This is a genomic window from Chryseobacterium sp. PET-29 (genome assembly GCF_025736815.1).
Taxonomy (GTDB): Bacteria; Bacteroidota; Bacteroidia; order Flavobacteriales; family Weeksellaceae; genus Chryseobacterium; species Chryseobacterium nepalense.
In genome coordinates, this window is sequence record NZ_CP107053.1 from 3,098,163 (window position 1) to 3,110,972 (window position 12,810).

The 12,810-nt window shown below is 37.1% G+C and carries 11 protein-coding genes; 10 read left to right on the plus strand and 1 reads right to left on the minus strand.

The genetic code is table 11. The features are described 5' to 3' along the window. Positions 1–3: 3 nt before the first annotated feature. The 9 genes from ftsA (at position 4) to ODE14_RS14015 (ending at position 8,569) form a co-directional block, all read left to right on the plus strand. Entirely contained in the window at positions 4–1,392 is a 1,389-nt protein-coding gene (gene ftsA / locus ODE14_RS13975; RefSeq protein ID WP_263601865.1) for a cell division protein FtsA, read from the plus strand. Positions 1,393–1,482: 90 nt separating this feature from the next. Continuing rightward, entirely contained in the window at positions 1,483–3,378 is a 1,896-nt protein-coding gene (ftsZ, locus tag ODE14_RS13980; RefSeq protein ID WP_263601866.1) for a cell division protein FtsZ, read from the plus strand. A 120-nt stretch (positions 3,379–3,498) separates the two neighbouring features. Next, positions 3,499–3,945 carry a GatB/YqeY domain-containing protein gene (locus tag ODE14_RS13985; RefSeq protein WP_263601867.1) on the plus strand — a complete coding sequence of 149 codons (447 nt, stop codon included), beginning with the start codon at positions 3,499–3,501 and terminating at the stop codon, positions 3,943–3,945. Between the two features lie 515 nt (positions 3,946–4,460). Further along, entirely contained in the window at positions 4,461–5,015 is a 555-nt protein-coding gene (locus ODE14_RS13990) for an NADAR family protein (RefSeq protein ID WP_263601868.1), read from the plus strand. A 142-nt stretch (positions 5,016–5,157) separates the two neighbouring features. Continuing rightward, positions 5,158–5,676 (plus strand): O-acetyl-ADP-ribose deacetylase, encoded by a 519-nt coding sequence (locus tag ODE14_RS13995; protein ID WP_263601869.1) that lies wholly within the window; start codon positions 5,158–5,160, stop codon positions 5,674–5,676. A gap of 107 nt (positions 5,677–5,783) precedes the next feature. Next, entirely contained in the window at positions 5,784–6,254 is a 471-nt protein-coding gene (locus ODE14_RS14000; protein WP_263601870.1) for a macro domain-containing protein, read from the plus strand. 143 nt (positions 6,255–6,397) lie between these two features. Continuing rightward, complete coding sequence (locus tag ODE14_RS14005; protein ID WP_263601871.1) at positions 6,398–7,084, plus strand: SIR2 family NAD-dependent protein deacylase; 687 nt, start codon at positions 6,398–6,400, stop codon at positions 7,082–7,084. Next, positions 7,084–8,043 carry an ADP-ribosylglycohydrolase family protein gene (locus ODE14_RS14010; RefSeq protein ID WP_263601872.1) on the plus strand — a complete coding sequence of 320 codons (960 nt, stop codon included), beginning with the start codon at positions 7,084–7,086 and terminating at the stop codon, positions 8,041–8,043. Before ODE14_RS14005 ends, ODE14_RS14010 begins: the two co-directional genes overlap by 1 nt. Beyond that, on the plus strand, positions 8,027–8,569 hold the full coding sequence (locus ODE14_RS14015; protein WP_263601873.1) for an RNA 2'-phosphotransferase: 543 nt from the start codon (positions 8,027–8,029) through the stop codon (positions 8,567–8,569). Before ODE14_RS14010 ends, ODE14_RS14015 begins: the two co-directional genes overlap by 17 nt. Positions 8,570–8,622: 53 nt before the next feature. On the opposite strand, the gene ODE14_RS14020 is transcribed toward ODE14_RS14015, so the two are convergent. After that, positions 8,623–9,504 (minus strand): cupin-like domain-containing protein, encoded by an 882-nt coding sequence (locus ODE14_RS14020; protein WP_248389398.1) that lies wholly within the window; start codon positions 9,502–9,504, stop codon positions 8,623–8,625. 556 nt (positions 9,505–10,060) lie between these two features. Here ODE14_RS14020 and ODE14_RS14025 point away from each other — a divergent pair. Continuing rightward, positions 10,061–12,775, plus strand: coding sequence for a carboxypeptidase-like regulatory domain-containing protein (locus tag ODE14_RS14025; RefSeq protein ID WP_248389396.1), 2,715 nt, complete (start codon positions 10,061–10,063; stop codon positions 12,773–12,775). Positions 12,776–12,810 lie beyond the last annotated feature (35 nt).

Sequence of the window (12,810 nt, forward strand, 5' to 3'; positions counted from 1 at the left end):
ACAATGGAAAATCAAGAGTATTCAGTAGGTCTGGACATCGGGACGACGAAAATCGTCGCGATTGTCGGAAGGAGGAATGCACACGGGAAAATAGAAGTTCTCGGTGTAGGGAAGGCTAAGAGTCTTGGTGTTCACAAAGGTATTGTGAATAATATTTCGCAGACCATTAATTCAATCAAAGCTGCTGTGTCTGAAGCACAGTCCAGCGCAGGAGTTCCTATCCGTAAAGTAACGGTAGGGATTGCAGGAAAACACATCCGTTCTCTGCAGCACTCTGATTATATTATGCGTGAACATCCGGACAAATTCATCACAGATGATGACATTGAAGCATTAAAAGATCAGGTCAAGAAGCTGGTCATGCTTCCAGGTGAAGAAATAATCCATGTACTTCCCCAGGAATATAAAGTAGACTCCGAAGGAGAAATTCAAGAGCCGATCGGTATGCACGGAAAACGTCTGGAAGCAAACTTCCACGTAGTGGTAGGACAGATGGGAAGCATCCGTAACATTGCAAGATGTGTGCGTGAAGCAGGTCTTGAAATGGAAGCTCTTACCCTGGAACCTTTAGCATCTTCGGAAGCTGTACTGACTAAAGAAGAAAAAGAAGCCGGAGTAGCCATCGTAGATATCGGTGGCGGAACTACAGATATCGCTATTTTTAAAGATAATATTATTCGTCACACCTGTGTAATTCCTTACGGTGGCGGAATAATTACCGAAGATATTAAAGAAGGCTGTTCTATCATCGAAAAGCATGCGGAACAGTTAAAAGTAAAATTCGGTTCAGCAGTTCCTGAGCTTGAAAAAGACAGTACCTATGTAACCATTCCGGGGCTTCACGGCAGACCGGATAAAGAGATTTCACTCAAAACTTTGGCACAGATTATCAATGCCAGAGTAGAAGAAATTCTGGAAATGGTGAATACGGAACTTAAGGCATACGGCGCATTCGAACAAAAGAAAAAGCTTATTGCCGGAATTGTACTTACAGGAGGCGGATCGAACCTTAAACATCTGCGTCAGCTGGCAAACTATACCACGGGATTTGATAGCAGAATCGGTTTTGCCAATGAATACATCGCAAACGATAAAAATCAGTATCTTAAGGGACCTGAATTCGCTACTTCCATCGGTTTATTAATGGAAAGCTTAAAGATCAGGGACAAAAAACAGCATGCTGAGCTTCAGGAAACGGTTCAGGAACCTGTAGAAACAAAAGCTGAAACCACAACACCTGTTGCAGAAACCATCCAGGAGAATGTACAGCAGGCGGAAACCGTACAGCCGGAGCATAACGTTAGCGAACAGCAGTCTAAAAAAGCAGCAAAACTGACTTTCGGGCAGTCGCTCATGGAAAAAGTAAAAAAATTCTTTGAGGAAGTAGAATAAATATAAATGATAAAACGATAAGCGATGCATGATCTTTTCCTTATCAGTGATCATCAATCAATTATCAATAATAATTATAAAAGTATAGTTATGGAAAATATAGGGACACAGGGGTTTTCATTTGATTTGCCAAAAGGAAATTCATCAATAATAAAAGTGATCGGTGTTGGAGGCGGTGGAAACAACGCCCTAAAACACATGTACGAAAAAGGAATCCACGGGGTAGATTTCGTGATCTGCAATACGGATGCACAAACCTTGGATAATAATCCTGTTGCCAATAAAGTGCAGTTGGGAACTACTATTACAGAAGGTCTCGGAGCCGGTGCTGATCCTGAAGTGGGAGAAAAATCGGCTATCGAAAGCATCGAAGATATCAAAGCGGCAATGGGCCAGAATACAAAAATGGTATTTATCACTGCCGGAATGGGTGGTGGTACAGGAACCGGTGCAGCTCCCGTTATTGCTAAAGTAGCAAAAGATATGGGAATTCTTACGGTAGGGATTGTTACCGTTCCTTTCAGCTTTGAAGGTAAAAGAAGACTGGAGCAGGCGGAAAATGGTCTTGATAAATTAAGAAATAACGTAGATTCCCTGATTGTTATCAATAATGATAAATTAAGACAGCAGTTCGGAAACCTTGGTTTCAAACAGGGATTCTCAAAAGCTGATGAGGTATTGACGAATGCAGCCAAAGGAATGGCTGAAGTAATCACCGGATATTTTGACGTAAACATTGACTTTAGAGATGCTAAATCCGTGCTTCAGAATTCAGGAACAGCGTTGATGTCTACCGGAGTGGCTTCAGGTGAAAATAAAGCTGAAGAAGCCGTTAAAAAAGCTTTGGATTCTCCATTGTTGAACGATAATAAAATCACCGGCGCTAAAAACGTGCTCTTATTAATCCGAAGCGGCGTGGAAGAAGTAACGATGGACGAGATCGGGGTAATTATGGATCATATCCAGAAAGAAGCCGGAAATACCGCAGATATTATCTTTGGGGTTGGTTCTGATGAAGAACTTGGAGATTCTGTAAGCGTTCTTGTAATCGCTACTGGTTTTTCAAATGACAATAAAAAATTCTCCGGCCCAACAGAAAAAATTAAAATCAGCCTGAACGATAGTTTTGATACTCCTAAAGAGTCTCCCTTCAAAACAAGACAGGAAAGAGAAGACGCACCCGAGCAGTCCTATGATTTCGGAGGCAAAAGTCTTTTCAGACTTGATGACGAAGATAATGATGCTCCATTCTTCAGTTCCTCATCTGAAAAAAAAATGACTATTGAAGAAGAACCTGCGAGAACAGAAATAAAATTCACTGACAGAGAGGAAGATACGATTCATACACCGGAACAAAGCTGGAAAAATGAAGAAGAAGAGTCATTCAGCCTGTTTTCTCTTGATGAGGAACCAGAAGACCCGAATGATCTTGAAATAGAATCTTTCAAGTTTGATTTTGATCAGAAAAAAGAAGAACCACAAAGCGGAAATTCTTCCAATAGATCATATTCAGAAGAAAAGCCTGTTGAATTCAGTTTTTTTGTAAATGAGTCGAAAAATACCGATTCGAAATCAGATTTCGGCCCGAAAGCGGAATTTACTTCTTCAACCGAGGTAAACCAACTTACAGAAGAGCCTCTTCAGAAAGTTGAGCATTTCTTTCAGCATCTGAAAGAAGAGCCCGTTGCAGAAACTCAGTCTGAAAAGCAGGCAACAAAACCCGAAGAAGAAGAGTTCACGTTTGTGAATAAAACCGTAGATCAGGAAAGAGTAATGGAACGCAGAAATAAGCTAAAAGAATTCAATTCACGTTACCAGAGCTTCGACAGCTCCAGCGAGTTTGAATCCGTTCCGGCCTTTAAGAGAAAAAATATCTCTATTGAAGGAACCAATGCGTCAGAACAGAATATTAACACGTATCTGTCTGACAACAACGGCAACATGCAGATCAGGGAAAACAGGTTTTTAAATAAAGATGTAGATTAAATTAAATTTGAAAATGTAGCAATTTGATAATTTGAAACTTATTCAATGGCAGAATCACATTAAAATGCATCTGCATTTTCAAATTGTCTCATTTTCAAATTTTCAAATTAAAATATTGACATGAGTTTAGAAAATACCATAAACGAAGCGATAAAAACGGCGATGAGAGCGAAAGACAAAGTGGCTCTGGATTCTCTTCGTGCCGTAAAATCTCAAATATTATTGCTTAAAACAGAAGCCAGAGGAGCAGAAGTTACTGCAGAGCAGGAAATTGCGATACTCCAGAGAATGGTAAAACAACGTAAAGATTCTTCAGAACAGTTTACTGCACAAGGAAGAAATGATCTTGCGGAAGTGGAGGAAGCCCAGATGAAAGTTATTGAACAGTTTTTGCCGAAGCAGCTTTCTGCCGAGGAACTGGAAGCAGAAATGAAAAACATCATTGCTGAAACAGGAGCCGAATCCATGAAAGATTTGGGAAAAGTAATGGGAGTAGCTTCAAAATCTTTAGCCGGAAAATCTGACGGAAAAAGCATCTCCGAGATGGCTAAAAAGCTGCTTTCTTAGGTATTGATTTTTTGAGTTGATATAGTAAATCAGCTACAGCCCAAAAGATCAATTTTTATAAGGATATTCAACCTTTGCATATCGATTTGATTAAGAAGCCCGGAACCTTTCCAGTTCCGGGCTTCATTTATTTTTCTCCTTAGGAATAGCTCAACTCATAAGAATTGAACAATTAATTCTGAGGGAATTGGTTAAATACTTTTTTTCATGGTATTGTTTTCAGAATCTGGATCAAAGATAATTGTTTTTTAATAATCAATATCAATAAATGGTATATTTTAACTTAAAAACATATTTTGTATTTTACATTACAGTAATTGTTGTTTTGCGGGAAATATTACTCTTATTCTTTCGTGTTCTCTTGATCATTCGAATTACTTTTTTATATTAAAATATATTCTGATGAAATTTACATATTGAAAATCAAACATTTATATTTTTAGCGTAAAATAAACACAAATAAATTTGGAGCTTCAACTTTCGTTTTACTAAATTTGTGTAACAATAACGCAATTATGACCTATACATTAGAAAGCATTGTTGATCTTTTTAACAAAAATGAAAATCTTGAATTTTTATTCTTTTGGGGGCATACTGTTAAAGATGAAGTTACCAAGGCTTGCTTTAGTCAGTGGTTTCCTTTACAATTCAAAGAAGAAGAGGTTATGTATAAAACCGCCGAGCATTACATGATGGCAGGAAAGGCAAAATTATTCAATGATACTGAAATTTTAGAAAAGATTTTAAACTCTGAAACTCCAAACCTGGCAAAAAGTTTAGGAAGAAAAATCAGAAATTTTAATCCTGAAATCTGGGATGAACATAAATACCATATTGTGAAGCAGGGAAATCTACTAAAATTTTCACAAAATGAAACGTTCAAAGAATTCCTGCTCTCAACCGGGGATAAGATATTGGTTGAAGCAAGTCCTTACGATACCATCTGGGGAATCGGAATGTTGGAAACAGATCCTAAAGCTAAAAATCCGGCACAATGGAATGGCGAAAATCTTCTGGGATTTGCATTAATGGAAGTAAGAGATGAACTAAGAATAAAAAAAGAACTGTAAACAATATCGGAAGTGTCTGATCTGAATAATGAGATGTAATTAGCTTACATTGAAATACTTAAAAGCAGTTAGTGTAAAGTGATCTTCGCAGACCTTATTTATAATTAAATTACAAGAGCAATCAAACTCAATAAATAAAAACATGAAAATTGAATTAATAAAAGGCGACATCACCAAAATTGAAACAGATGCCATCGTAAATGCTGCCAATTCTTCATTATTAGGCGGAGGCGGAGTTGACGGGGCCATTCATCGTGCCGGAGGAAAACAAATTTTAGAAGAATGTATTCAGATCAGAAACCAACAGGGTAAATGCAATACCGGTGAAGCTGTTGTGACCACTGCGGGAAATCTTCCTGCAAAATATGTCATTCATACCGTTGGCCCGGTCTGGGATGGAGATGAGGAAAAATGTTCAAAGTTATTGGCAAATTGCTATAAAAATTCTTTGATATTAGCAGAAAGCCTTGGTGTAAAAACCATTGCTTTTCCTAACATCAGTACCGGAGTTTACAGATTTCCAAAGGAGCTCGCAGGCAAAATTGCAACTGAAGAGGTAAAAAATTTCAAATCAGAAATTCTGGAAAAAGTAATCTTCGTTTGTTTTGATGAGGAAAATGAGGAAATTTATAGAACTTTGTTAAAGAATATTACAGATTAAGTCTTTGTAAGCTTTGTTAATTAGAACGCTTTTGCGAACTTAAAAACAGTTGCCAGTAAAAAATCTTCGCGAGCTTGCGTTTTAAAAAAAGTTAAGAATAAAAAACCATGAAAACAATAATATATCTAAAAGGTGACGCAACAAATCCTCAGTCAGAAGGAAACAACATCATCGCACACATCTGCAACGACATCGGAAGTTGGGGAAAAGGTTTTGTTTTAGCCATTTCAAACCGATGGAAAGAACCGGAAAATAAATATCGGAAATGGTTTCAGGATGCTGAAAATTTTTATCTCGGAGAAATCCAGACTATTCAGATTGAAGAAAGTCTTTGGGTCTGTAATATGATTGGCCAGCATAAAATTAAAACCAATTCAAAAGGAATTCCGCCGATTCGTTATGAAGCGGTTGAAAAATGCCTTGAAAAACTTTCTAATGAAGCTTTAAAATTAAATGCTGGAGTTCATATGCCGAGAATCGGTTGCGGATTGGCAGGTGGGAAATGGGAAGAAGTCGAGCCTATTATTGAAAGAACATTACTAAAAAACAATGTAGAAGTATTCGTCTATGATTTTTAATAATGAATAATATGATTGTCCAAAACTTAACACATCAACAAAACACTTTGAGAACTTTGCTGAGTAGAAAGACCTTGCGCACTTAAAAACGTTTAGTAATAAATAAAATCTTCGCGAGCTTTGCGTTTAAAAAATAAAAACCAATGAAAAAACTAACAATATTAACCGGTGCCGGAATCAGTGCCGAAAGCGGAATAAAAACCTTCAGAGACGGAGATGGTCTCTGGGAAAATCATAGCATCACAGATGTAGCAAGTCCTGAAGGATGGCAAAAAGACAGAGCATTAGTCCTGGAATTTTACAACCAGAGACGCCGGCAGCTTCATGAGGTAGAGCCTAATGAAGCACACCGGTTATTAGCAGAACTGGAACAATATTTCGATGTTCAGATCATAACTCAGAATATTGATGACCTTCACGAAAGAGCAGGTTCCACGAATATTTTACATCTTCACGGCGAGTTATTTAAATCCTGCTCATGCAATGATAAAACCCTAGTCTACGAACAGAAAAGCGACATCAATATTGGTGATAAAGCGGAAGACGGGGCACAATTACGGCCGTTTATCGTTTGGTTTGGGGAAGATGTCCCTCTGATGAGGGAAGCCACAAAGATAGCGAGAGAGGCCGATATTTTTCTGGTCATCGGAACTTCGCTACAGGTTTATCCGGCGGCCGGGCTGCTTCATGATATTAAAGACGACTGCCTTTTAATAGTGATTAACCCTAATGAAACCGGTTTTGGGTACGGACAAAGAGCTGTTGTGATGAAAGAGACTGCAACACAGGGGATGAAACTTTTGTTTGATAAATTGATAAATCTTGCCTGATGGACAAGACGGTAAAAGCGGGAATTTTCGGGGTTTGTGTGGGTGATGCGCTTGGTGTTCCGGTGGAATTCACCAGTAGGGAAATTTTAAAAAGATTTCCCGTTGAAAATATGCGGGAATTCGGATCATGGAACCAACCGAAAGGAACATGGAGCGACGACAGTTCATTAACTCTTTGCATTGCAGATGAACTTACAAAAAGTTATGATTTGGAAAAGATCGGACAAAGCTTCGTAAAGTGGGTAAAATACGGACATTGGACCGCTCACGGAAGATTGTTTGATATCGGGGGAACAACAAGGCACTCCATTGCTAGGTTAATAAAAGGAGAAAACGCAAAATTTTCGGGAAATATTTTTGAAGAAGATAATGGAAATGGTTCTTTAATGAGAACCCTCCCTTTGGCTTTCTATCTTAAAGACGAAGAAAATATTGAAAAATTGTATCAGAAGGTAAAAGAAGTTTCTTCAATCACGCACGGACATTTTCGTTCGGTGTTTGCCTGTTTCGTTTATGTGATTTTTGCCATTGAATTAATCAAAGGAAAAAGTAAGGCTGAAGCTTATCACCATACACAGAAAATAACTTTGGAACTTAAGGAAAATCAAGGCTTTAACCCTAAAGAAATCCAACTTTTTGACAGAATTTTGAAAGATGATATTTCAAAATTTCCCGAAGATTCTATCAGTTCAGGTGGTTATGTCGTCCATAGTTTAGAAGCATCATTATGGTGTTTTCTTAATTCTGAGAATTATTCCGAAGCGGTTTTAAAAGCCGTTAATTTAGGCGAAGATACCGACACCACAGGAGCCATCACCGGTGGAATTGCCGGAATTTATTACGGTTTTGAAAATATTCCAAAAGATTGGGTTGATATGTTGGCAAGAAAGAAAGATATTGAAAAGCTCTGCGAAAAATTAGAAGAAAAATTAAATAACAGTAATGAACGAAAAACATAATAAAAAAATAAGCAAATTCCTAAGTCTGGTATTAAGACATCAACCTGAAATCATTAACCTGAACCTGGATGAAAATGGATGGGCAGATGTAAAAGAACTGCAGAAAAAGTGTGCGAATAACAATATCCTTTTTACCCTTGATGAGCTTGATGAAGTGGTAGAAACTAATGATAAGAAACGTTTTATTTTTAATGAGGATAAAACTAAAATAAGAGCGAGCCAGGGACATTCCATTGCTGTTGATCTTGCATTGAAACCTCAGCAGCCTCCGGAATTTCTATATCACGGAACGGCGCAAAATAATTTGGATTCTATTTTAGAAAAAGGTATTGAAAAAAGAAGCCGGCAGCATGTGCATTTAAGCAGCAGCAAAGATACAGCCGAAAAAGTCGGAATGCGCCACGGAAAGCCTGTTCTTCTTACCATCATGACAGGAAAGATGCATGCAGACGGAATTCTATTTTATCTTTCAGAAAATAAGGTCTGGCTTACCGACTTTGTTGATCCTCAATATATAAAATATTAAATAATAGATAAAAAATAAGAGACTGTCTATTAAGGCAGTCTCTTTTAAGTTGTCTATTTGGGCAATCCTCTTTTCAAGGCGATTTCGGCTCTTTTAACGGCCACCTTCTCTTTCCAGTCCATGTATTTCTTCTTGAAGTTTTTCTTCATCACATCATCAAATTTCCTTTGTACCGTAAGATTCCACAAAGAATGTGCTTTCACAGCCCAGGATTTGTCCCATGCTCTCAGGGAAATGGAGAAACTTCCATCCAGATACTTCATCCAGTGCCACCATCCGGTTGGCATAAACAAAGTATCACCATGTTCAAGGAAACATTCTATGCCTTCTACTCCATCCAGTGCAGGAAATTTTGTAAAATCGGGATTTTCGATATCATAATCTTCAAGTGCATAGGTAGCATAAGGGATTTTATAAAGCCTTTCTTTCCACTTGTAATCAAAAAGAAGGATATGTTTTCTTCCGTTGAAATGGGTATGGAAAATATGCGCCATATCGATATCATAGTGAAGGAATGTTACAGATCCTTTTCCACCGAAAAACATGGAGGGATATTTGTCCAGGAAACCGCCCATCAGGTCTTTAGGGGAAATATAATCTGCCAGTAATTTTTTGGCGTGCTTGATAGGATCGAAAAAGAAAATTCTGAGATCTGTAGGTTCTCTCTGGATAAGATCCACATAATCTGTAAACTTCATTTTTGCGGCAGATGCGTTAATGGGAGCGGCGGGATCAGCCTTGCTGCTGTCGTATAACGGAACCTCTACATCTCCTACTACTTCCTTCATGTAATCCATGGTCCATTTTTGATAAGCAGGCCACTTTCTTGCCATATTCTTAATCACCACAGGTTTTCTGGGCTTAAGATATTTTTCAATGAACTCTTCTCTTGTAATGTCATCTACAATATCAATAGGCTTTAAATTGATTCCCATTTGTTTAAAATTTAATGTTACAAAATTATTAAATAAAAATATATGTTAACAGATTTAAGCTTTTTTTAATCTATGATTCAAATCATTTTTACCTATTTATTCTAAATAAAATTTTCTTACAACGAAATACCCTGTAAAGTTTACAGGGTATCAAAACACAATAATGAACAAAAAAGATCCATCTAGTGCTAATATAAAAACTTTATCCGATAAAGCTAATTCATAAAAAGTTAATAAAATATGATTAAAACATTTATTTTAAAAATAATTTCCTATTACAGCAAATTATTGATAAACTCATAAAATGAGAATCCTATTTTAAATTAAATTTTTTCTTAAAAAAAATTAATCCTTCCCATTCAATTTCCAGTTTTTAATATAATAAATGAGTGCAAAACAAAAATTTCTTACTGAAACACAATTAAATTCATATTCAAAAGAAATTATCACTAATTTTGTAGTGATAAATGTTTTTTAACCTTTCTCATTTATATCAATCTTTCTTATTGTGTAACAAAAAGCTTTAACGACTAACTAATAACATAAATAGTAAATTATGAAATTGAAAATTACTTTATTCGTCATGATTTTTTTCTCCGTTCTTTCTTTCGCACAGAAAACTGTTTCGGGAAAAATTACGGATGAAGACGGCCAGGCAATTCCCAGCGCCAGTGTTACCATAGAAGAACCGGGCAAAGATGCCATCCTTGCTTATGCAATTACCAATTCCAAGGGAGAGTACAAAGTAACTTTCACCTCTTCGGAGTCTAATGTAGACCTGAAGGTAAAGGCATTCAATCAAAGACCGTTAACAAAGCAGATCAGCAACAGCGATCAGACTGCAAACTTCAAAATGCAGGGCGAGGCTACGGAAATCAAAGAAGTGCAGCTGAAAACAAGGATGATTACGGCAAGAGGTGATACCATCTCCTATGACCTTAAAGCCTTTGACAGTAAAAGCGACAGAACACTTGCTGATGTAATGAAAAAAATTCCGGGCATAGAAGTGAATACGGATGGAACCATCCTTTATCAGGGTAATGCCATCAATAAGTTCTACGTTAACGGAAAAGACCTTATGGAAGGCGGCTACGGAACGATCAACAACTCGCTTCCGAAGGATGCCGTACAAAAAGTGGAAGTTCTTGAAAATCACCAGCCTGTAAAAATCCTTCAGGATAAAGTGCCTTCGGATCAGGCAGCGATCAACATCAAGCTTAAAAATTCCGTTACCATGACGGGAAGAGGCGAAGTAGGAACAGGTTTTGGAGATCCTTGGCTCTGGAACGTTAAGCTTACGCCGATGTTCTTCGGACAGAAGAGCCAGTGGGTAGTTAATTACAAGACCAATAATATGGGAGAGCAGGTGGAAAATGAAGGAAATATTCTTGCGTTCGGAAACAGGTTTGAGGGAAGAAGAATTAATGCCTCCCAGAATGACTGGCTGAATGTGGAAAATGCAAGCACGCCTAATCTTCCGGTAAAAAGGTATCTGATGAATAATGTTCATTATTTGTCGGCGAATTATCTTACCAATATTGACAAGAAAAAAGAATGGGAACTGAAAGCCAATGCCAACTACACGAATAATGCAGTGGAAAGAGAATCTTACAGCAGAACAGATTATTTTGCCACAACAGATGAACCGGCGTCTACTGTTACCCAAAATATATTTAATAACTTTTATACCGATAAAGCGAAAGGAGAGCTGATATTTACGAAAAATGCTAAAAAGGGGTTCTTTAAAAATACCACCAGCTTCTCACAATTCTGGAATGCAGACAGAGGAATTGCAGACAGAACAAATTCTTTGACGAATTCTAACAGACATGGTGAGGAAGCTATTGAATCTCCTACAACATCTTTCCAGAATTCATTAAGTACGATTGTTCCATGGAAAGAAAAAATGGTAAATGTTTTATCATTTATTAATTATCAGACAGACAGGCAGACTCTTGAAGTTTCGCCGGCATCCTATCTTGAAATACCTGGCTTTTTTACCCCTTCAGGAAACGGTGTTGTAAGACAGAGCCTGAGACTGAAAACATTTGAAGCCAACCACTCTGCCAATATCGGCTTTTCTACAAAAGGATGGACGTTTACTCCGGAAATAGGATTTAATTTTAAAACAACAGATCTTGTATCTGATCTCTCAAATATAATAACGGTTCCGTCTTCTGATACTACTCCGCTTTCAGCATATAGTAATGACCTTACTTATACCACTGCAACTCCTTACGGAAGTGTTGGGGTGAATTATAAAAATGATTCCTGGATGGTGTATGCCAACTTCCCGGTAAACTCCAATAATATTAAAGCTGAAGATCCTTTAAGATTGGTATCGAAAACCGTAAACAAAGTAACTTTTGAACCCAATGTTTTTGCACAATATACATTTGCGTCTTTCTGGAAGGCTTCTGTAAATGCCAATATCAATAATAACTTTGGCGAAGTTAATACCGCTTATTCCGGATTCCTGATGACTTCTCCAAACGGAATTAACGCAATGGCTGCCAATAATCCTATTCCTCAGAATAATACAAAATCTGCAGGAACAAGAATTGAATATAGAAATCCGCTGAACAACTTATTCTTTAACGTGAATTACAGATTTTCGGATGCCAAAAGAAATCTTATTTCGTCTCCGATAAGAAATAATTCGGGTTATACCATCATGCAATACATAGAGCAGGAAAATCATGTACTGAATAACGGATACAGCACTGAAGTTGGTAAATATTTCCCGAAATTTAAAACAAATGCTTCATTAAGCTACAGCAACAATACTTCGAAATCCGACGCTTATCAGAACGGGTTTGCCTATACCAGCAGAAATAATTCTCAGTCTTACGGATTTAAATTCAATAATACCTACTTCAGCTGGATGAGTATTGATTATAATTTTAATATTTCAAAGACAAAACAGGTAAGTAAAAGTAATACACCTCAGCTGAATAATGAAAATTCCAGAAGCGGATATAATCATAACTTAGGTGTTTTCTTCTATCCGATTGAGAATCATACGATAGGATTCAATTGGGATCAGGTGAATACAAGTGCTCTTGATCAAAAATATACTAACGGATTCTTTGATGTTTCCTACCAGTTTACATGGGCTAAAAAGAAAATTGATTTTGAACTGAAGTGGATGAATATAGCCAATAAAAAAGTATTTGAAACTTATGATATCAATCCGCAAAGTATTTCTTACACAAGAATACAGTTGAGGCCAAGCCAGGTAATGTTTACCGTAAAATTCAACTTTAAATAAAAAAATAAAACCAATCTTAATGAGATTGGTTTTTT